Consider the following 18,965-nt stretch of genomic DNA (forward strand, 5'->3'; position numbering starts at 1 on the left):
CTAATCACCTCGTATTAAATACTTTTTACCATTATATCACAAACATTCAGAAAAATTACCAAATTCAGGGCATTGGAGGAGAAAAATGGACGCTACATTTCGCATGGAAAACACAATTTTTAATTATCGCGTGGCAGCCGTTATGATTGAAGATAATCATGTTCTTTTACATAAACAGGTCCATGACAAACATTGGGCTTTACCAGGTGGTCGCGTGAAGGTTTTGGAAGATTCAAAGACTACAGTTGTAAGAGAGGTAAAGGAAGAACTAGACTTGGATGTGAAGGTGGCTCATTTACTGTGGATGACGGAAAATTTCTTTACCTATAATGCAAAAGACTTTCATGAACTTGGCCTTTATTACCGAGTTTTTCCTGAAACAGGGGACTTTGTGCTTCGTAAAGAGCCGTTTTATGGTGAGGAGGGAGAACACTTGATATATCAATGGATTCCGATCGAAAAATTGGAGGAAATTGTGCTGCAACCGGAGTTCTTAAAGACTTCACTGAAAGAGATTCCAACTAGTCCTGAGCATTTGATTGTCGGTAAGTATGACATGGATTAGCTCCTGCACTTCTTCCTAAAGGAGAAGTGCATTTTTATCGATTACCTGTTAAAGGTTTGAGGTTGAAATTGTCCAATGCTAGGTTCACAAGGTCGATATCATAGATTTCCTTTTCTAAAAAGAATTGAATAATTAAATCTTGAGTATCACTATCAGATAAAGAGTAGCCAGCGGTAGCTAAAAGCCTTTCTGCATCTTCTTCATTAAGCTCTAACGAAAATGCGAGAGCGATAATCGTATTTTTTCCTGGACGATAGTTTTCGTTGGAGCGTATTTTGGAAAAATGTCTCCGGTCAATTCCTGCCTTTTTATAAATATCCACATCGCTGATCCCTTTTTGGTCGATAAAACTAAATAACATCTGATTCAGGGTGGGTTGACGGTTGCTTTTGATGAAATCTTCTAATTCATGTTGAACGATTGCTTCAGAATATATTTTCTCTTCCGCCTCTATATCCTGAGCGGCAAAGATGGAATCATGATGTAAATGGAATTCTACATACTCCTGTAATTCGATTAAGAGCTGTTTTTGATCAACCATACGGATCACCTCTCCAAAATGTCGCTTCGTAAGCGACCAAATCATGTGTAATCTTAGATAAAATTGTACCATAAACCACGAGAGGATGATGGGGATGAACAGTCGACTTACTGAAATTATTTTCCTTTTGGATCGGAGTGGCTCCATGAGTGGGTTGGAGGAGGATACGATCGGCGGCTTTAATGCTCTAGTCGAGAGACAGTGTAAGCTTGAAGGCGAGACGATTCTGACAACTGTCCTGTTTAATGACGATTATGAAATATTATGGAATGGTGTCGATGCCAATCAAGTCAAATTAACCAACAAGGAGTATTATGTTAGGGGATGTACCGCTTTATTGGATGCGGTTGGGAAAACCATACTCGATGTTAGACAACGTTTATCTAAGGTTGAGGATGAAAGAAGACCGGGGAACGTTTTATTTGTGATCACTACGGATGGGATGGAAAATGCAAGTCGTGAATTTAATTATGAAAAGGTGAAATCACTCATTCAGTATCAAGAGGAAAATGGTTGGGAATTTATGTTTCTTGGGGCGAATATTGATGCAGCTAAGGAAGCAGGTAGCATTGGAATTCGTGCAGAAAATGCCCTCCAGTTTGAAGCATCCTCAGTTGGGGTTGAAAAGTTGTATGACATGGTGGATGCGGAGTTATCGATGAAAAGAGCGAATAAGTAATGTAAAAGGGCCATCATAGGTCCTTTTTTATTTGCTAGAAAAGTCTGTTAATAAATTCCATGCTCTACTATACTAAAAACAATTGTTGCATTTTTTTAAAAAGGTGCAACTTTATTGACTGTTAATCCGTTAGTTGAGTGAAAGGGGGAGAATGATTGGATATCCAGCAACTTTATAAAGAATACATTCATGATGTCTATAGGTATCTTCTCTCCCTTTGCAAGGACAAAAGCTTAGCCGAAGATCTAACGCAGGATACCTTTATGAAGGCATATATAGCTTTAGAAAATAGTCCACCAACAGCAATGAAGTCCTGGCTCATGAAAATTGCTTATCACACCTTTATTGACTTTGCGAGGCGCAGTAAAAAGGTGAATTTTGAGGAGCCAGATTATTTTTCCTTGCTATCGACAGGTAAATCAGCTGAAGATGAATTTTACAAAACGGCTGAAAAAGATGAACTTTATTATATGTTAAATCAATTAAAGACGAAACAAAAGCAAGCCATTGTTCTATGTGATTTACAAGGATATTCCTATAAAGAAGCTGCCGCGATTTTATCTATGAAAGAAAACACGTTGAAAACACATATTTTCCGGGGGAGAGGAAAGCTCAGGCAGCTTTACAAGAAGGGAAGTGTTGAGGAATGAGTGAGGAATGGAAACAAAAATTAAAAAAGTATTATGAAGGAAGCCTTACCGATAAAGAAGCGGAGCAATTGGAAAAAGAATTAGAAAAACTAGATGCCTATCAAGAGGTTATCTCTGAGGAATTGGAACAAGATTCACAACTAAATAATCAAGAAGACGACTTGCCTCCTGACAAGGTAGGTAAAATGTTAAAGAATAGTATTCGAAATGCTAGGTTTTCCTTAGCCGCATATATCATCATGATGTTGTTATTAATTTATCCACTTATGTTAATGGCAAGTTACTTATATTATGCATTTGATCAAAAGGCAGAGGACCTAATCCAAATTCCTATTCATACGGTTTACGTAACAGAGCCGAATGTTAGTTTAGAGGAGATGGACATTGAAAGAAAATTTGGTTTATTTACGTTTGATGTAAATATGGACCTTTACAAACGAGTTGGAAAAAGGGATATAAAACTTGGGGATTGGGAAGTAACGTATAAATTCTCTGATGCAGAGTTTCCTAATAGAAATTATATTGTTGAAAACGCCCCAAAAGAGATCCCATTTTATGATACGAAAAAGCTTTATCATCCTGAAGCCACGATTACCAACAGAGATGGGGGTTGGGAGAGGTTAGAAAAGCTACCTGAAGGAACAGTTGCAGAGGTATATGTGTCTTTGAAAGACTTAACCAAACCGGAAGATATGAGTAAAGTTATAAATGGACTTGATGTCGAATGGAGATGGTATGCAATTAATACTGGACTTGAAGCAAAAGGCAAGAGTCTAGAAGGGGGATATTTAACCCCTATTGGATATCCAGCACAACCAGATCCTAATGGTTGGTCACCTTATCATAGTCGGGAATCCAATGAAAAGCAGTTTTTAAACAGTCTTCGTTTTTTAAAAAAATATGAACAACAAGCCGTTGATATTGCTCATGCTAAATGGTTAGACCTGGACTACCGTTTCAATTATATTGAGAAGAATGGTTTGGAGTCATACGGTGGCGTGATTACTGGACCGACGAAGGAAATTCTAAAACTGAAGGATAACCCATCCATACGGAATATTTCTATTGGGGAGGTGCGGTTATGGAATTGGTAAAGCGATTAAAAGAAAAGCAGGAGAACCCCAATCAAAGACAAACAAGATTTGGAGTATTTTCGTTTGCTTGTGCGTTATTAACTTTAGCTTACTTTAATATCTTTTTGATCACACTCGAAGGGATAGACATATTTTCAAATCTATTTTTACAGGCTATACCCACTATTGGTGTAATCGCTGCTGTAGTAAGCCTTTTTAGGGTGAGTTATAAAAGGACGTTTACTTGGTGGGCACTAGCATTATATGGATTTATGATCATTTGTATTTTGGTTATTGGATTTGTAGAGTTTGTCACTTATACTAAGCCTTAACAGGTATTTTCGTTGGGAAGGGGCATTACTACTGATATCTTTTTTTAATCGGCTCAAACTCAAAAAGTTTCCCTTCATAGATTAATTCTAGGTGCTTGTTATTCCGAAAATCGTCAGGAGTCACCATGACGGGCAGTTTATCCCAAAGTTTAATCCCGGAGCGTTTCAGGATATCTGCTACAAATTGCGAACAAAAATAGGAGTTACTAAATTCCACGGGTTCTCGTAATGAAACGCCAATGACGCCAAGGATATTGTAGAGAAATTTATCGTTGTTGCGAATAAAGACATTCATAATCCGTTTCATTTTCTCGACCTGGCGTGCTGTAACGGCTAGTCTATAAATCACGCAGGTCGTGTCTTTATATTTGCTATAGGTTCCTTGAAAAATGTCTTCTTTCACAAATCCACCGTGTAGTGGATTGTTCGGGTTTTTGCGACCGAAGCTATACATTTCCCTGAGTTCAGGATCAAACGAAAGGGAGGCATGGTTATAAGGAGCCTTTGTATATTTTTTTATGACGCTTGTAAATAAAGTGCCGGTATCGGATAGCATGATATATACAAATTGATGGTCTGACATAATATTCCCTCAAGTCCAAAATATTCTAACTTACCTTTTCATTATATAATAAGTTTTGTAAAATGAATGCAGTTTTCATAAAAAGATTGGATGTTTACATATGGTACAAACGATTTGGACGCTATCTATTATTTTTATCACCTTATTTATTTTAACGTTTATCTTTTACGTGACGAAGCAGAAACAACCGAACAAAGATTTTTCTTTGATTCTACTACGGGTCAAGACCTGGTGGGGCATGTTTGTCATCTTTAGCTTTGCCACCTTATTCAATCCCGTTGTATCCTTAATTTCCTTAATGGTTCTATGTTATTTCGCTTTAAGAGAATATTTTTCCATGATGAAATCCAGAAAGTCAGATCGGCGTCTATTCCTTTGGTCGTATTTGATGATTCCTCTCCAATTTTACTGGATTTATATCGAATGGTACGGGATGTTTATTGTCTTTATTCCGGTTTATGTCTTTTTGTTTATGCCACTGCCACGCATTATTGGGAAAGGAACGGTGGGATTTCTCCGGTCTGTAAGTTTTACTCAATGGGGCTTAATGCTAATGGTGTTTGGGCTTAGTCATTTGGGGTATTATCAATTTGCCTCTCCGGAGTATGGCTCAAATCTCGTTCTATTTTTAATTGTTTTGACGCAGGTCAGTGATGTGATACAAACCCTAATCTCCCTTTACTTAGGACAGAGAAAGCTAGTACCCACAGCGAACCCATATATCACCTGGGAGGGTTTTACAGGAGCACTATTGACGACAACTGTTCTATCATATTTTTTATACCCGTATCTGACACCATTTGACTTGAAATTCGGTATTTTATCGGGGGTTATGATTAGTATTGCTGGGTTTGTTGGAAGTTTAACCATTTCGGTTTTGAAGCGGGACTTATTATTAGGGGAAAATCAAAAACAAGCATTGAAAAATCGTTATTTAAGTCGGGTCGATAGCCTGGCTTATACATCGCCGATTTTTTTTCATGTGATTCGTTATTATTTTGATTTTATGTGAGGCTATTCTTCGAGAAGGAGAATAGTCTTTTTAATGGATAAATAGCAGTTAACCCCGAACAGCTCTGTTTTATAGGGGAATAATATGTTACAGTAATATTACAAATAAATAACAGAATATTTTAACATTTTATATGCGAAGGGGGATTCCAATGACTCATCAAATCAAATGCAAGTCCATTAGTAAAGTATTTTATGGCGATGGGGTTCGTACGTTTGCTGTTGATGGTGTTGACCTTACTTTTGAGGAAGGAGAGTTTGTCTCGATTGTTGGCACGTCTGGTTCAGGGAAGTCCACATTTCTAAGTCTACTAGGGGCGTTAGATTCGCCTACAAGTGGCGAAATTATATATGGGAATGAATCTATACATAAACGAAATCGAAAACAATTATCTGATTTTAGATTTGAAAATATTGGGTTCATCTTTCAACAGTTCCATTTGTTGCCAACATTAACAGCTTTAGAGAATGTGATGGCCCCACTGTTTGCGCGTAAAGTGAGCTATGATAAACGGAAGCGTGCGGAAGAATTACTGACACAGATGGGTTTAGAGGATAAATTTCATTCACTCCCTTCTCAGCTTTCTGGTGGGCAACAGCAGCGAGTAGCAATTGCTAGGGCGATGGTTCATGAGCCGAGTTGGTTACTTGCAGATGAGCCAACGGGAAACCTCGATACGGAAACGGGAGAAATCATTTTTGATCTCATTTCTACTTTAAATAAAGAAAAGAGTTGTGGTGTCATATTTGTTACTCACGACCCTGCGTTAGCTAAACGTGCTGAGCGACAAATAGAGATGAAGGATGGAAAAGTCACCCATGATCAACGGAGTATTATCTATGTTTAGGTTTATTTGGAATTCATGGTGGCGGAATAAGGAACGTTTTTTGTTGCTATTGGTCGGGGCCATCATTATTAGTGTTGGCTTAAGTTATTTAGTAGGTATTACACAAGCAAGTAATGGAACGATAGTTGACGAGCTGCAAAAACGGTGGAAATCATCCTATCACATCGTTGTTCGCCCTTCAGATTCCCGTAGTGTGACGGAGGATAAGAATTTATTGGAACCGAACTATTTAAGTGGCTTGTCAGGGGGAATTTCGTTAGATCAGTACCAACAGATTAAAGCTATGAACGATGTGGAGGTTGCAGCACCTATTGCGATGATGGGGTATCTGCAAAATTCCGTTTCTTTAAACAAAGTAAATTATACAGAGCCTGGTGTCTATCGTTTAAACATTAACGAATCAACAAACTCTGGGGCAAATACAATTGAGAATGAGAATGAAATCTATTTTTCGGTAGGATGGCAGCCTCCAGGGACGAATCAAGATTACGGAATCACACAATTTAACGGTAACTTAGATTACGGTACCAATGTGTTGCTAGCGGGGATTGATCCTAAATCAGAGGCCGCACTAGTAGGGATAGATAAGGCGATGATCGAAAGTGACTATCTATCCAATCAGGATGAGGTTGAGACAACGAATTCTGACGAAGTAAGTGCTACCGAAATTCCTGTGATTGTTAGTAATCAAGAATTTGTCGATGGCAAAATTTCATATACAATTGAAAAACTGAGTATTTCATCGTTTGCGGAGAATCCAAGTGAAGCCATGGAGAAGGTTAAAGACCAAGGTGGAAGAGAGTACCTTAATCAACAATCAGGTGAGCTCGTTGATGTATTTTCCTATACAACAAAGGAAGCTCACCAAAACATTGTAGAACAAATCAGTGCAGGGTCAGGAACCATTCGTGATTTCTATTGGATGCCCTTTAAACCATCAGCTGTTAGCTATCGAGAGGTGACTAGCCCTTATCCCGATCGTTGGGCTTATAGCTATGAAGTAGATCCTTATGTAATTCCAGAGGATTCGCCGTTAGCTGTAGACTACTCTTATCGTCCTGTAACAATGTTTGGAGAGACTAGTCAAGAATGGCCTAGACTTGAGTTAGACTTTAAAGGTATTTTTGACCCAACTAAACTGGAAATCTCTAAAGATCCGCTAACAGAATTACCAATGGAAACCTATTTTCCTTCCAAAGCCGACTGGGTACTAGATTCCGAGAATCAACCTGTGAATCCACCTAAGGAAATGAAGCCGTTAAATAATCCCTATGGTTTTTTAACGAAACCGCCATTGATGCTGACAACCATAGAGGCAGCAGCACAGGTACTTGGTGAAAAGCCGATCTCCTCCATTCGTTTGAAAGTGGAGGGGGTAGAGAAATTAAATGAGGAAAGCGAGCAAATTTTACAGCGAGTTGCCGATCGAATTGAATCGGAAACAGGACTCATTACGGATATCACATTAGGTTCATCACCACAGCCAGCTCTTACCCATATCCCAGGTATAGGGGACCAAGAGACACTTGGCTGGATTGAACAGCCTTGGATTAAGCTTGGATCTTCTGTCACGATTTTTGAGGAATCGAAAGTGGGGATGTCAGGTGTTGTTGCTAGTGTAATTGTCGTGGCGATGGTGTACGTCTTTTCCTCAAATATTATGATGATGTATGCCCGGAAAAAAGAGTTTGCCGTGTTGCTATCATTCGGATGGCGTCCCAATCAATTAACCAAACTACTTTTTCTTGAGGCGCTTCTGATTGGACTTTTTGTCTCCATGATAAGTTGGCTTACGCTAGGTCTTGTTTATGCTTTTCATGATATTGAGACGTCGATCTTAAGAATCTTTTTAATTGGTGTATTTGGTGTTGCGATTTACGTTATAGGCGCATTCATACCTGGTCTCTTGGTTAGAAACATATCCCCATATGAAACGATGAAAACAGGAGAGATGACTGCCGCCAAAAAATTCTTTAAAACTAACTCTGTGACGGCGATGAGCTTGAATCATATGCTTGCGAAGTGGAAAAGGAGTCTGCTTTCGATAGTTGCTATTGCTCTTCCGGCTAGTCTACTAATCTTTTTCTTATTCATTACCTTTCGATTGCGTGGGATTATGTACACGACTTGGCTCGGGGAGTATGTGGCGATGGAAGTGGGAACGATGCACTACATTGCGATGGGTGTTGCGATCGCAATCGCGGTTTTGACAACGGCAGAAATCATATGGCAAAACGTTTCAGAACGCCAACAAGAACTTGCCGTCTTAAAGGCATTAGGATGGCAGAATAAAACGGTACGTAGACTTGTTTTAATGGAAGGGGCCCTGAGTGGACTGCTAGGTGGTATGATTGGCGTTTGTTTATCCTTTATCATCATTTCGGGTATGTATGGCCAAATCCCAAATGATCAGCTCCTATTCTTTATATCTACCATTATAATACCTGTTGTGATGGGGATGATTGGTGCCATTTTACCAGCTGAAAAAGCTGTGAATATCCAGCCATATCAAGGGATGCAGGGCTTGTTCACGAACGATGAGAAGAAGGAAAAACAATTTAAGCTTTCCTTAGGAGGGCTGGCTGGCTTATTATTTGCTGGCTGTGTCACTATGCTTACGTTTGCTATACCTGAAGTGAATAATTCCTTGCAGGAAAATGTAGCTGAAAGTGATAAAACTGTTGCAACTCAGGGAGAGGTTCGCCAGCAAGTGGATGCTCCAGCAGCCGATCCAGAGGAAGATCAAGCGGAATCGAATACAGGCGGTGGGAATCCTAGTGGAAAAGATGTCATTACGGAGGACCAGACGTCAACGTTTCAGCTAGGGCAATACGTATGGGAAGATGAAAATGGTCGGAATCTTTATTTTGGTAAACCAATCGATACACCTGATTCTGTGGATACAGAGAGTATTGGTGATGATATGACCATAATCACAATTCCTATTACCTTTGAGAATAATTATATAAATGGCAAAAGTGTAAATCCAGTTGCCTTTAAATTAGTTTCACCTACAGGGGAGGAAAGCGCACCCTACCATACGGAAACAATTGAAAATGACGGTTATCAATCAGGAATTGTTCGTGGTGGTGGAAAGGTGACTTTCGCCAATACCTATGTATTTCCAAAAAATGAAGATGGATGGCACATAAAATTTAAGGATTGGGACTTTGGAGATACGTTTGACTGGTATTATATCCTCGAATTTGATTCTTAAGTCGAATTCCCTAAACTACCCTGTTTGGCTAAGCATGCCAAATAGGGTAGATTTTTTCTTGAAAGTGTGTAAGGTTTTGAGTAACTTTTTCGTTTATTAGTGTGTGAGTAGGTAGAAGGGAGGTTCTACTGTTGGATACGGCTATAAATCTTAACCACTCTTATTTTGAACAGAAAATTCATCCATATGACCATACGATTCGAAAGTATTGTACATCTTTTACTTCAAATCCGTGGGAGGCAGAGGATTTGTTGCAGGATAGTTTATTAAAAATTTATCTTGCCCTAAAAGAGCAGCCTGATCGGAAATTAACCAAAAAGTATTTATATCAAATTATAAAAAATACATGGATTGATACAAAACGAAAAAAACAAGTGTCGTTGGTAGAGGGGGAGTTTGAGATAGAGCAGGTACCAGGCAATGATGAAGACTACGGTGTCAGAGAAATTTTAGAAGTGTTAGCTGACTTTCTGACGATAAAACAATTTGTTATTCTCCTGCTATCAGAAGTTTTTCGTTTTACTGCGAAAGAGACAGCAGAACTCATTCATGAATCGGAATCTACTATTTACTCCACCTTGCATCGTGGTAAAACGAAATTAAAAAGGTATATGTATTTACAGTCTAAAGAAATCATTCAACACAACAAGCGGCAAGTCCAAACAGAGAATGTGGATACGGCTGTATTTGAGCGATTTTTAGAAGGGTTTCGACTTAAAAATCCTAAACTCATTTATGAGACTTATCTCAGAATGAATAAAATGGGGGTTCAAATTGGTGACATGAAAAAACAGGGCAAACAACTTTGCTTTACCATAAAAGACCCAGATGGGAATGTTTTCATGATTTGTTCTTAAGAAAAAAAGAGGGGGAAGGATAATGAAAAATCTACTCACAGGAATTGGAGTATTTATTCCGGTGTCAAACTTAAAACAATCGACTAAGTGGTATGAAAACATGCTAGGATTTAAATTGGTTTATTCCGATGTACCTTCAGCCAATACCCTAGCATTAGCAGACGGGACGATAACGTTTTGTTTAGTTAAAACGGATGAAAAAATCGAGCAACCAAGATTCCCTACGAATCAATATGGTGTGGATCACTATTTTAATTTTCATACAAAAAAGGTCGATGAAATCTATCAACAATTATTGGACAAAGGAGCAAACGTAGGTGACATACATGAAGTTGATGGAATGAGGGGCTTTGAACTATACGACCCAGATGGTAACCGATTTAGCGTAATTCAATAAAGGGGGAGATAAGTATGATTAATCAAAGAGTTGTTGAATTGAATCAACTTCAAGTGATTGGTATGTCCTGCGATACAACAATGGATGAAAAGGATACGAAAGTACCAAGGTTAGTCAATGAGTTTCACTCTGAATATATTCATGAGGTCAGGAATAGAATTAACGCACCAAAGTCGTTTGGTATTTTTATAGATCCACCAAACTGGGATCCAGAAACCGAGGCATTTACTTGGATTGCTGGTGTAGAAGTAACTGATTTAGAACAGATACCAAAGGGGATGGTGGGAAAAACGATTCCAGCCCATAAATATGTTGTTTTGGATTACCATCCTCAAACTGATGATATCAATCCGTATCAATTTATCCATAACTGGTTAAAAGATGCTGGATATGAGCAAACGGGTAATTTTGGTTTTTCCGTGTACCATCCTTATACTGGTGAAGATACAGCATACTCTCTTCATATTCCCATTAAGTAACAATCGGGTAGAATTCTACCTATCTAAAAGACTATATTTTTGCAATTGGCATTCGGGATATGTTTCTCCATTATTTCGGTTTGAAAGGGATTTGTGGTGAGTTCTATTACATTGCATCATTATAAAACAAATTTTACCTAATTTTCTATATTCTTTCATGATATAATAATTTTAATCAATTATTTTTTGAAATTTCTAACGGGTCGAGGTGATAGTATTGAGTAATCGTGTAAACGAAGCGCTAAATGCTGTAATAGAAAAAGAAAACTTTTCTGGAGCAGTTTACATAAAAGGTGGCGATAACGTAATGTATCAGGAATCAACAGGTTTTGCGAACCGTTCTGATGAAAGACCGAATGAGATTGATACACGTTTTGGAATTGCCTCAGGCTGTAAGTTATTTACGGCAATTGCGGTTTGTCAGCTTGCTGAGCAGGGGCATTTTACCTTTGATTCATATCTGAAGGACACTTTAGACATTGAGTTTCCTTACTTCAGTGAAGATGTGACGATCCACCAGCTTTTATGTCATAGCTCTGGGATACCAGATTATTTTGATGAAGAAGTTATGGATGATTTTGAGGATTTATGGAAACAAAATCCGATGTATCATATTCGAAGTTTACGAGATTTTCTTCCTTTAATCCAAAATGAAAAGATGAAGTTTCAACCAGGAGAGAAATTTGCCTATAACAACTCAGGGTATATCGTATTAGGGTTAATTGTTGAACAATTTGCTGATATGCAGTTTGATGCGTATGTTCATAAATATATTTTTGAGCCAAGTGGGATGGAGGAATCGGGTTATTTTTCAATGGATCGACTTCCGAAAAATACGGCTTACGGATATATCGATGAAGAGGACGGTACATGGAGAACCAATGTCTATTCACTACCTGCTAAAGGAGGATCTGATGGAGGTGCCTATACGACAGCACCCGATATGGTTAAGCTGTGGGAAGCCCTGGCAAGTAACAAGCTATTATCGAAAAAATATACAGAGATTCTGCTAACTCCACACATCCATGTTAAAGAAGGAGTCGATTATGGTTATGGCGTTTGGATTAACAGTAAGGACAACTCAATTTTCAAGTATCATGTGATGGGATATGACCCAGGTGTAAGTTTCCATTCGGCTTATTATCCGAAGTTGGATATTACGATGGCGATTCCTTCTAATAAAGGTTCAGGGGCATTCCAAGTGATGAAGTCGCTGGAAAATGAATTAGGAATTTAAGGGTGAGGTGTGTGAAAAATGGACGTAATCACTAGACAATATGAGTGGGTTCAACAAACAAGGGAGATTCTCTTTCAATACTGTGAGAATATGACGTTAGAGGATTATACGAAGGAAGTGGATGTTTTCGGTGGTGCGGCCATACGTGATCTCCATGCCCATGTGGCTGGCTGCTATCAACACTGGCTTGGGAACATTGCACTGAAAAAAAGCCTTCATAAAGTCGAATTGGACTCGATGAAGGATGTTGCGGAAATGCGTCAACTATTTAAAGAAACAGACAAACTAGTTTACGAGTTTCTTAATAACTATGAAGGACGTTGGGATCACGAGATTTCTAGGGAAGTTTCCTGGCAGGAGGAGCCTGTTGAATATACAACTTTGTGGTTAATAACTCATACCATCACACATGAGTTTCATCACAAAGGTCAAATCGTTAAGTTAGGGCGATCCTTAGGCTATCATCCACCTGATACCGATTTGTTAGAGCCTGGGGGCTAGATTGTCATGACAAAACCAATTGTGAATCTTGAAAAATATAACCCTGACTGGCCGAAGCAGTATGAGTATGAGAAAAAGAGAATACTGGATGCTGTAGGTGATAATGTTCTTGGGATTGAGCATATTGGGAGTACTTCAATCAATGGGTTAGAGGCGAAACCTATTATCGATATTTTGTTAGGTGTACATAAGTTAGATGAAGTGCCAAGATTAATTCGCCCGTTAAGTGAAGTGAACTATGAGTATGTTCCAAAACTTGAGCTGAAGGACAGAAGGTTTTTCAGGAAAGGTTTATGGGGACAGGGAACTTGTCATTTACATATTGTTGAATATAACAGTAATGAATGGATGGATAAGTTACAGTTTCGTGATTATCTTAGGACACACCCAGAGGCCGCTGTAGAGTATGCTTCATTAAAAAAGGAGCTTGCCACGAAATATAAGTATGATCGACCGACATATACGCAGAAGAAAGAACCCTTTATTCATAGGATTTTACAAAAAACAAAAAAAGAGTGAGGAAAACATGGAAAAAATAGAATTTTGGGGTAGAGATGAACAGGATGAAAGATTGCTTGAGGAAGTTTTAGCAGGGTTAAAAACGGCTACATGTACACTGAAAGTTTGGTATGATGCTTTGCCTGAAGAGGAACAAAGTGAAGTTTTAGATGTGGTTGAGGTGTTTACGAAAAAAGGAGAACACCGGGGTACGATTAGAATGACGGATAAATATGAAATTGCCTGGGGCCACATAAAGGGAGATATTGGTGAGCGAATTGCGAAAGGAGAAAACTCAACACTTGAAGAATTCATCGAGGATCATATTTTTAGTTGGAAAAAACCACTAGAAAATGAAGGAATTCCTTTTAATGAAGAAACGGTCATTGTGGTCGAGCATTTTGAGCTAGTGTCAGTTGTGGAATAAATAAGATAGGCGCCATCAACTAGGATGGCGCCTTTTATGCTTATGACTTCGGTACATTTTTCTTTTTTGGTTTCAAGAATAGCCCAAGTTCACGTTTCTCTCTGGTCAGCGATTTATACAGCGATATCATCATGAGGAGCATAATGATTGAGAATGGCAGGGCGGCAATGATTAATGCGTTTTGCAGTCCTTGTAGCCCACCACTATATAAGAGAATTAACGCCACAGTTGATTGAGCAATTCCCCACGTAAATTTCACGTAATTGGGTGGTGTTAAGGAGCCATAGGTCGTTTGCATGCCAAGCACAAAGGTGGCCGAATCCGCTGACGTAATAAAGAACGTGCTGATGAGAATAATGGCGATGATCGACAGTATCTCTGCACCTGGCATATGGTTAAACACGGCAAATAATACTTCCTCTGTAACAAACTGACTTAAATCAAAGCCAGCATTTTGTGTTTCAATCGCTGAAGTTCCGAATGTGGCAAACCATAGAAAGCTGACAAGCGCTGGCATGAGCAGAACCCCAATTAAGAATTCGCGAATGGTTCTTCCTCTTGATACACGGGCGATAAAGATCCCAACAAATGGAGACCAGGAAATCCACCATGCCCAGTAGAAAATGGTCCAATCGTTAATCCAAGCACGATGATCTTCATTCAATGGTGCAATACGAAAACTCATCTGTAAAATATTATGGATATATCCACCCACGGTATCGGTGAACATGTTTAAAATTAATATCGTTGGCCCAACAAAGAACATTAAGACAAATAGGGCAACAGCTAAAATCATGTTGGTGTTACTTAAGTATTTAATTCCTTTGCCTAAACCACTCCAGGCCGAAATCATAAATAAAACGGTGACAACGGCAACGATGATAAACTGAACAGTGAAGTTATTCGGGATTCCTAATAAATAGGTTAAACCACCGTTAATTTGAGCTGCTCCTAAACCTAAGGTGGTGGCTACACCAACAATTGTCGCAAACACGGCTAACACATCGACCACAATTCCTAATGGTCCTTCCATACTCTTACCGAAAATAGGCTTTAGGGTAGCGGAGATTAATCCAGGTTCACCTTTTCTAAACTTATAATAGGCTAATGCTAGGGCGACAATCGCATAAATACCCCAGGCATGAATCCCCCAGTGGAAAAACGCGTATCGCATGGCTTCCTTATTGGCTGCATTGGTGCCAGCTTCAGCTAGAGGTGGAGTTAAATAGTGGGATAGAGGCTCGGCTGCTCCCCAGAAAACAAGACCAATCCCCATGCCTGCGCTAAAGAGCATGGCAAACCATGTTCCTTTGGAAAACTCAGGCTTTTCATCTTGTTTCCCTAGTTTGATTGCTCCAACCGGACTAAAAATAAGAAATATACAAAAGATCGTAATGACGGTGACTAAGATCAAATAATACCAGCCAAATGTTGAAGAAATAAAGGCTTGAATATTGTTTGTTATGTTTTCGAAACTGTTTGGAGCTATGACGCCAAACAGAACAGCTACTAACACAATGGCAAGTGTAATCCAAAAAACATTCGATATTTGTTTCACTAAAATTTCTCTCCCTTTTTATTGGTCATTACACCCACTGATGCAGTATATTCATGCTGTACTCTCATTATTAAAAGAATGGGTGCTTTGTATTTTCATCTGTCTACTATATTTTGCCGCATTCCCTAGTTTCTGCCTATTCCCTATCATTCCTATTTGACGTTCTACTAGAAAAATAGGAAGGCACTCCTATTTTATGCTGACTCATAACATAGATGGAACTTTATGTACTAGAGAGTGATTCTAAAAAAACAGTCCCAATAAAATAGATTACGAAAAGAGAGGTATTCTTGTCAAATATCTGGGTCAGGGGGACAGGTCCCTTGACCCAAAAAGAAAAGGCAGCGGGAAGCTACCTTTTGTACATTAATATCCTCCATAATATCCAGGAAATACTGGATAAAAATACGGGTAACCGAATAGGCCAAATAAGCTTTGATATGGGAAACGGCGTCTGCGGAATCGACGAAATCTTCTTCTTCTACGAGGGCGACCATAATCATCATAATCATCATACCCATACCCATATTGTCGATTCATCTGCATTTGTCCCTCATCAACATCCTCGGGAACCATAATAATGACACCGTCATCATCCATTCCGTCGATAATCCCATCAAATTGTGAACCATCACTCAATTGCACGATCACATGATAGTTCATATAATTCTTACAAAGGTCCTTCATGTGTCTGCGTACATCATCCTGAACCATATTAGGCTTGTAGTCATTCACTTTAAACATCACTCCTTCCTTTATTCCCTTTTAGGATATTCAACCATTTTGTACAATGTTATGGATTAGGTTTGTCCTTTTTCCTATGAAATTCCAATTTACATCTAAAGTTTTAAGTTTAATTCATCATCAGAGTCGTGTCATGATGAACTAAGTTACCATACAAAAGTAATTAAAAAATTTTTGCTTACAAAATGAACCGAAATAGATGAGCTCCATATCTAAAAGTATAGGGAGGAGGGACAAAGTGAATCTAGGTTGCCCAAAAGTACAATTAGCACAAGAAGGAAATCTAGCTGCCTTTCAACAATTGATGAAGGATCATCAAGCGAAATTGTATCGAATCGCTTATACATAAGTTCGCAATGAAACAGATGCAGTGGAGGTCGTTCAAGAAACATTTTATAAAGCCTACATATCTATTAAAAATTTAAAGGAACCGAAATATTTTTCCACATGGTTAACCAAAATTTTAATTAATAATGCGCTAACCTTTATCCAAAAGCAAAAGCTTGTTCTTTTATCAGATGTCTTACCAGAACGAACGATGAAGACTTCTGATCAACAAGAGGAAAAAATAGATTTATTAAATGCCATTATGTCCTTACCCAGGGATCTCTAATAAAGACAGACTACGGAGCGTTTGAAGTAGTAAAAGTTGAGAAGAAGCAGAATAAAATTAGTCTTGAAATCGTAATTGACCAAAAGAGTGTTTTTCTCCCATTAGGACAGATGTGGCTGGTAAATGACCAAGGACCTAGATTGAATTCAGTTAACAAAATAGGTGATCTTCGCTACCGTGTTCATATGGAAACCAATGAAGATTCTTCAACTCTTTTCTTGGAAGTGCCATCTATTCAACCATTAAAGGAATACAAAGTTTTTAGCTCAACAGATTAAAGAGGGAGGATAAGCCCCCATACTTTGGGGGCTTACCTTATGATCAAGGAGGTTTAAATTAAAGCCTTTTCAACGTAAAGTCGGATTTGTGGCCAATTACTCACTTTTGAAATTAATAACCACCGTAGCTAAAGCTTTTGCCAACGATGATTAACAGCACGAAAAGCACAACCAATAACACGAAACTGCTGTTACCGCCGTATCCACCTGAGTAACTCATTCCATTTCACCTCCCTAAGTTCTTAATGCTTCATTCTATTTTATTGGTTCAAAAGTGATAAGGCATTTGTAAACTTTTAGTAGAAAATATGCTATTCTACTAGGTTTTACATCCCTAGTTCAAATTCCTATTCTTTCTAAACTAGTACTCCTATCCATACGTTTTAATCTCTACTTCATAAGGTATTAAGGAAAAAGGAGGAAGACAACATGAATCAAGACATGCTGAAGAAGGTGGAAAAAAAGACAGGGGTTGATATGCAGAGCATCTTAAGACTTGCCTCTGCCTATGATGGGAAAGGACTAGAGAACGAGAAAACAGCAAGAAGACTGGTTAGACAGGTTGGGAAATTAGCAGGTAAAAAGGTGCCGAGAGAAACGGAAGACCAGCTAGTGAAAATGATTACCCAAAAGAAAATTAATGAATCCACCATTCGTAAAATGACAAGATAATAGCGAGTTTGATGAAGGAGCTTGATTATTCAAGCTCCTTTAGTAATAATTTAGTGGTGTTCGTATAGACAGAAAATTAAGGAAACATGTATGATGAAGGTATAGCAATTTTCATTCATGGAGGGGAGAATATTGAATCAGGATAACCTAATCAAAATTTTCAGGGTTTTTGTGGTGGTCGCCTTAATCATTAGTTTATTCATAAATTTTAATTTGTTATCACGACTGGAACAAATCGAGTTTCAAGTCAATCAGATTACGACCAATCAGCACAACATGATGAGTGAAGTAAGTGGTCAATCTAATCATATTCGTGATGTGATGCAGGACATCAAACAGCAACAGAGTTGGATTAGTAACATCAAAATGGATTTGGATGCGAAGAAATTTGAAAATGGCCAAGGAGAGGCTGCTTTTGAATGGCAGGTGAAGGAGCTCGAGCCGGGTTCTGAAGTGGTTTTTCATTATGCCTTCGGGAAAATCGATGAGTTTACAGAGATCCCTGCAGAGGAAATTCAAAAAGGGTTGTATCGTGCCAGTGTCCCGATTGAGATGGATTTAAAGCCACGCTGGGAAGTCGACATGCGTATGGATAAGCAAGCGTTGGAAGAACAAATGGAGCAATATAGACTTAAATATTTTGTTTCGGTTTCCTATGATGAACAATCCAAAAGTAGCGAGATACAGACAAAGGATATAGGTGATTTTGGCACGAGCTATTATGGGATTCTTCAGGTAGATCTACATAAGGATCAGAATAATATCAATGTCAGATTTGTAAATCATCATATTAACGAATCCTCGTTTCAAATAAAAGAAGCCACGATTCAGAAGTATGAGAATGACACATTTATAGGGGAGGAAAAATTAGAATTAGAACCTGAAAATAACCCACCTGAAGAACGAATTGGGATGTATAAAATGCACCAAATTGAGCAATACGAAAATATGCGACTAGTAATGAAAGTCGTCTATGATAACGGAAAAACATTTGAAAAGGAAATTTATTAGTGGGTCAGGGGGACAGGTCCCTTGACCCACTTTGACCATTGAAACGTGCACATCGGTACCGACCCCCGAAAGTTAGAGTAATAATCTAACTTTCGGGGGTGTTTTTTTATGGCAAAATATAGTGAAGAATTTAAAATGAAGCTTGTCACCGAGTATTTAGATGGCAACATAGGATATGGATCATTGGCAAAAAA

General features: G+C 38.5%; 23 protein-coding genes. 18 read left to right on the forward strand and 5 right to left on the reverse strand.

Going from position 1 to position 18,965, the window contains the following annotated elements:
* The first annotated feature begins 85 nt into the window (after nt 1–85).
* A complete protein-coding gene (locus GH754_RS12690) occupies nt 86–565 on the forward strand; it encodes an NUDIX hydrolase (protein WP_153729055.1) in 480 nt (159 codons plus the stop codon).
* A 34-nt stretch (nt 566–599) separates the two neighbouring features.
* Here the strand turns inward: GH754_RS12690 and GH754_RS12695 are convergent, their stop codons facing one another.
* Entirely contained in the window at nt 600–1,106 is a 507-nt protein-coding gene (locus GH754_RS12695; protein ID WP_153729056.1) for a hypothetical protein, read from the reverse strand.
* 94 nt (nt 1,107–1,200) lie between these two features.
* Here GH754_RS12695 and GH754_RS12700 point away from each other — a divergent pair, with 94 nt between their 5' ends.
* The 4 genes from GH754_RS12700 to GH754_RS12715 all read left to right on the forward strand — a co-directional run bounded on the left by GH754_RS12700 (nt 1,201) and on the right by GH754_RS12715 (nt 3,840).
* Complete coding sequence (locus tag GH754_RS12700) at nt 1,201–1,785, forward strand: vWA domain-containing protein (RefSeq protein WP_153729057.1); 585 nt, start codon at nt 1,201–1,203, stop codon at nt 1,783–1,785.
* Between the two features lie 155 nt (nt 1,786–1,940).
* Nucleotides 1,941–2,435, forward strand: a complete 495-nt coding sequence (locus GH754_RS12705; RefSeq protein ID WP_153729058.1) for a sigma-70 family RNA polymerase sigma factor — start codon at nt 1,941–1,943, stop codon at nt 2,433–2,435.
* Nucleotides 2,432–3,529: an anti-sigma factor gene (locus GH754_RS12710; protein WP_153729059.1), complete on the forward strand. Its 1,098-nt coding sequence runs from the start codon at nt 2,432–2,434 to the stop codon at nt 3,527–3,529. Before GH754_RS12705 ends, GH754_RS12710 begins: the two co-directional genes overlap by 4 nt.
* Nucleotides 3,517–3,840: a hypothetical protein gene (locus GH754_RS12715; RefSeq protein ID WP_153729060.1), complete on the forward strand. Its 324-nt coding sequence runs from the start codon at nt 3,517–3,519 to the stop codon at nt 3,838–3,840. The genes GH754_RS12710 and GH754_RS12715 overlap by 13 nt, the downstream gene beginning before the upstream one ends.
* Nucleotides 3,841–3,868: 28 nt before the next feature.
* Here GH754_RS12715 and GH754_RS12720 read toward each other — a convergent pair whose 3' ends face one another.
* Nucleotides 3,869–4,423: a hypothetical protein gene (locus GH754_RS12720; protein ID WP_153729061.1), complete on the reverse strand. Its 555-nt coding sequence runs from the start codon at nt 4,421–4,423 to the stop codon at nt 3,869–3,871.
* A 100-nt stretch (nt 4,424–4,523) separates the two neighbouring features.
* Here GH754_RS12720 and GH754_RS12725 point away from each other — a divergent pair, with 100 nt between their 5' ends.
* The 10 genes from GH754_RS12725 to GH754_RS12770 all read left to right on the forward strand — a co-directional run bounded on the left by GH754_RS12725 (nt 4,524) and on the right by GH754_RS12770 (nt 13,895).
* A complete protein-coding gene (locus GH754_RS12725; protein ID WP_153729062.1) occupies nt 4,524–5,435 on the forward strand; it encodes a phosphatidate cytidylyltransferase in 912 nt (303 codons plus the stop codon).
* A 151-nt stretch (nt 5,436–5,586) separates the two neighbouring features.
* Complete coding sequence (locus GH754_RS12730; protein ID WP_153729063.1) at nt 5,587–6,282, forward strand: ABC transporter ATP-binding protein; 696 nt, start codon at nt 5,587–5,589, stop codon at nt 6,280–6,282.
* Nucleotides 6,275–9,499, forward strand: a complete 3,225-nt coding sequence (locus tag GH754_RS12735; protein WP_194841349.1) for an ABC transporter permease — start codon at nt 6,275–6,277, stop codon at nt 9,497–9,499. The genes GH754_RS12730 and GH754_RS12735 overlap by 8 nt, the downstream gene beginning before the upstream one ends.
* A 131-nt stretch (nt 9,500–9,630) precedes the next feature.
* Complete coding sequence (locus GH754_RS12740) at nt 9,631–10,356, forward strand: RNA polymerase sigma factor (protein ID WP_194841350.1); 726 nt, start codon at nt 9,631–9,633, stop codon at nt 10,354–10,356.
* 22 nt (nt 10,357–10,378) lie between these two features.
* Nucleotides 10,379–10,753 carry a VOC family protein gene (locus GH754_RS12745; protein ID WP_153729066.1) on the forward strand — a complete coding sequence of 125 codons (375 nt, stop codon included), beginning with the start codon at nt 10,379–10,381 and terminating at the stop codon, nt 10,751–10,753.
* Nucleotides 10,754–10,767: 14 nt separating this feature from the next.
* Nucleotides 10,768–11,232: a GyrI-like domain-containing protein gene (locus GH754_RS12750; protein ID WP_153729067.1), complete on the forward strand. Its 465-nt coding sequence runs from the start codon at nt 10,768–10,770 to the stop codon at nt 11,230–11,232.
* 208 nt (nt 11,233–11,440) lie between these two features.
* Entirely contained in the window at nt 11,441–12,469 is a 1,029-nt protein-coding gene (locus GH754_RS12755; protein ID WP_323742004.1) for a serine hydrolase domain-containing protein, read from the forward strand.
* Nucleotides 12,470–12,487: 18 nt separating this feature from the next.
* Nucleotides 12,488–12,970 (forward strand): DinB family protein, encoded by a 483-nt coding sequence (locus GH754_RS12760; protein ID WP_153729069.1) that lies wholly within the window; start codon nt 12,488–12,490, stop codon nt 12,968–12,970.
* Nucleotides 12,971–12,976: 6 nt separating this feature from the next.
* Nucleotides 12,977–13,489 (forward strand): GrpB family protein, encoded by a 513-nt coding sequence (locus GH754_RS12765; RefSeq protein WP_153729070.1) that lies wholly within the window; start codon nt 12,977–12,979, stop codon nt 13,487–13,489.
* A gap of 7 nt (nt 13,490–13,496) precedes the next feature.
* A complete protein-coding gene (locus tag GH754_RS12770) occupies nt 13,497–13,895 on the forward strand; it encodes an ASCH domain-containing protein (protein ID WP_194841351.1) in 399 nt (132 codons plus the stop codon).
* A gap of 40 nt (nt 13,896–13,935) precedes the next feature.
* On the opposite strand, the gene GH754_RS12775 is transcribed toward GH754_RS12770, so the two are convergent.
* Both GH754_RS12775 and GH754_RS12780 read right to left on the reverse strand, forming a co-directional pair.
* Nucleotides 13,936–15,453 (reverse strand): glycine betaine uptake BCCT transporter, encoded by a 1,518-nt coding sequence (locus GH754_RS12775; protein ID WP_323742005.1) that lies wholly within the window; start codon nt 15,451–15,453, stop codon nt 13,936–13,938.
* A gap of 366 nt (nt 15,454–15,819) precedes the next feature.
* Nucleotides 15,820–16,197: a hypothetical protein gene (locus GH754_RS12780; protein WP_228550253.1), complete on the reverse strand. Its 378-nt coding sequence runs from the start codon at nt 16,195–16,197 to the stop codon at nt 15,820–15,822.
* Nucleotides 16,198–16,567: 370 nt separating this feature from the next.
* Here GH754_RS12780 and GH754_RS19705 point away from each other — a divergent pair, with 370 nt between their 5' ends.
* Nucleotides 16,568–16,810 carry a sigma factor gene (locus GH754_RS19705; RefSeq protein ID WP_407690670.1) on the forward strand — a complete coding sequence of 81 codons (243 nt, stop codon included), beginning with the start codon at nt 16,568–16,570 and terminating at the stop codon, nt 16,808–16,810.
* Between the two features lie 390 nt (nt 16,811–17,200).
* Here GH754_RS19705 and GH754_RS12790 read toward each other — a convergent pair whose 3' ends face one another.
* Nucleotides 17,201–17,308: a YjcZ family sporulation protein gene (locus GH754_RS12790; RefSeq protein ID WP_153729072.1), complete on the reverse strand. Its 108-nt coding sequence runs from the start codon at nt 17,306–17,308 to the stop codon at nt 17,201–17,203.
* A gap of 209 nt (nt 17,309–17,517) precedes the next feature.
* On the opposite strand from GH754_RS12790, the gene GH754_RS12795 reads away from it, so the two are divergent.
* Both GH754_RS12795 and GH754_RS12800 read left to right on the forward strand, forming a co-directional pair.
* On the forward strand, nt 17,518–17,760 hold the full coding sequence (locus tag GH754_RS12795; protein WP_153729073.1) for a stage VI sporulation protein F: 243 nt from the start codon (nt 17,518–17,520) through the stop codon (nt 17,758–17,760).
* A gap of 132 nt (nt 17,761–17,892) precedes the next feature.
* Nucleotides 17,893–18,771 (forward strand): hypothetical protein, encoded by an 879-nt coding sequence (locus GH754_RS12800; protein WP_153729074.1) that lies wholly within the window; start codon nt 17,893–17,895, stop codon nt 18,769–18,771.
* Nucleotides 18,772–18,965: the final 194 nt, after the last annotated feature.

The organism is Salinibacillus xinjiangensis, assembly GCF_009649735.1.
In the GTDB taxonomy this organism is placed as follows: domain Bacteria; phylum Bacillota; class Bacilli; order Bacillales; family Alkalibacillaceae; genus Salinibacillus; species Salinibacillus xinjiangensis.

Coding starts and splice junctions, on each gene's coding strand:
- GH754_RS12690 (WP_153729055.1), top strand. CDS start 86: ATGGACGCTACATTTCGCATGGAAAACACAATTTTTAATTATCGCGTG.
- GH754_RS12695 (WP_153729056.1), bottom strand. CDS start 1,106: ATGGTTGATCAAAAACAGCTCTTAATCGAATTACAGGAGTATGTAGAA.
- GH754_RS12700 (WP_153729057.1), top strand. CDS start 1,201: ATGAACAGTCGACTTACTGAAATTATTTTCCTTTTGGATCGGAGTGGC.
- GH754_RS12710 (WP_153729059.1), top strand. CDS start 2,432: ATGAGTGAGGAATGGAAACAAAAATTAAAAAAGTATTATGAAGGAAGC.
- GH754_RS12715 (WP_153729060.1), top strand. CDS start 3,517: ATGGAATTGGTAAAGCGATTAAAAGAAAAGCAGGAGAACCCCAATCAA.
- GH754_RS12720 (WP_153729061.1), bottom strand. CDS start 4,423: ATGTCAGACCATCAATTTGTATATATCATGCTATCCGATACCGGCACT.
- GH754_RS12725 (WP_153729062.1), top strand. CDS start 4,524: ATGGTACAAACGATTTGGACGCTATCTATTATTTTTATCACCTTATTT.
- GH754_RS12730 (WP_153729063.1), top strand. CDS start 5,587: ATGACTCATCAAATCAAATGCAAGTCCATTAGTAAAGTATTTTATGGC.
- GH754_RS12735 (WP_194841349.1), top strand. CDS start 6,275: ATGTTTAGGTTTATTTGGAATTCATGGTGGCGGAATAAGGAACGTTTT.
- GH754_RS12745 (WP_153729066.1), top strand. CDS start 10,379: ATGAAAAATCTACTCACAGGAATTGGAGTATTTATTCCGGTGTCAAAC.
- GH754_RS12750 (WP_153729067.1), top strand. CDS start 10,768: ATGATTAATCAAAGAGTTGTTGAATTGAATCAACTTCAAGTGATTGGT.
- GH754_RS12760 (WP_153729069.1), top strand. CDS start 12,488: ATGGACGTAATCACTAGACAATATGAGTGGGTTCAACAAACAAGGGAG.
- GH754_RS12765 (WP_153729070.1), top strand. CDS start 12,977: ATGACAAAACCAATTGTGAATCTTGAAAAATATAACCCTGACTGGCCG.
- GH754_RS12770 (WP_194841351.1), top strand. CDS start 13,497: ATGGAAAAAATAGAATTTTGGGGTAGAGATGAACAGGATGAAAGATTG.
- GH754_RS12780 (WP_228550253.1), bottom strand. CDS start 16,197: ATGTTTAAAGTGAATGACTACAAGCCTAATATGGTTCAGGATGATGTA.
- GH754_RS12790 (WP_153729072.1), bottom strand. CDS start 17,308: ATGAGTTACTCAGGTGGATACGGCGGTAACAGCAGTTTCGTGTTATTG.
- GH754_RS12795 (WP_153729073.1), top strand. CDS start 17,518: ATGAATCAAGACATGCTGAAGAAGGTGGAAAAAAAGACAGGGGTTGAT.